The sequence below is a fragment of the Alcanivorax sp. HI0044 genome (genome assembly GCF_001634945.1).
Genome location: NZ_LWEZ01000586.1, coordinates 1 through 775 on the forward strand (window position 1 = coordinate 1; position 775 = coordinate 775).

General features: G+C 61.5%; 2 protein-coding genes. Both read right to left on the minus strand.

Features of this window, described 5'->3' with window-relative positions; translation table 11 throughout:
- On the minus strand, positions 1 to 135 hold a 135-nt coding region (locus A3730_RS30280; protein WP_231883880.1), incomplete at its 3' end, for a DUF5924 family protein.
- A gap of 304 nt (positions 136 to 439) precedes the next feature.
- Positions 440 to 775: sodium ion-translocating decarboxylase subunit beta (locus A3730_RS07055; RefSeq protein WP_197477343.1), on the minus strand; the 336-nt coding region annotated here is incomplete at its 5' end.

The window sequence follows — 775 nt, forward strand, 5'->3', positions numbered from 1 at the left end:
GGTCAGCACCGCCGCTAACCACGGTTGGCGATCCACCAGAAAATAACTGCTCAGGCCCAGCGAGAAGCTGATCAGCGCCCAGACATGGCGAATCTGATAGAGCTTTTCAGTGAGGGTTTGTAGCGTCAGCGGCAAAGTGTGGCTCCGTCGAGGGGTTGCGTCTTCGACGTACTATAGCCCTGTGGGTTCCCGATGGCAGCAAAGGCTCTCCCGTTTCCCGATGGCCACCTGGCACTTGTAGGCGTTCCCTTCCAGGGGACGAACGAAAATCGCTCCGCATCTTTCCGTCTATTGCGATAATAAAAGAACAGGCGAAACTCAGAATCTACCGATGATCCTCCGGATCTTTTTCGCGCTTCGCGCGGTTCGTCCCCTGGAAGGGAACGCCTACAAGGGGCAGAGGAAGGAATAGCGTGGCGCGAACGCCACGCGGAGAAGATCAGCCTGCGAAGTTGAGCAGGACGCCGGCGGCGACGGCAGAGCCGATGACGCCGGCCACGTTGGGACCCATGGCATGCATGAGCAGGAAGTTGTGGGGGTTGGCGTCCAGGCCGACCTTGTTGGCCACCCGTGCCGCCATGGGGACGGCGGACACACCGGCGGCGCCGATAATGGGATTGACCGGGTGGCGACTGACGCGGTTGAGCAGCTTGGCCATCAGCACGCCAGTGGCGGTGCCGCTCATGAAGGCCACCAGCCCCAGGGCCAGGATGCCCAGGGTTTCCATGACCAGGAACTGTTCTGCGCTGAGTTTCGCCCCCACGGCCAGCCCCAG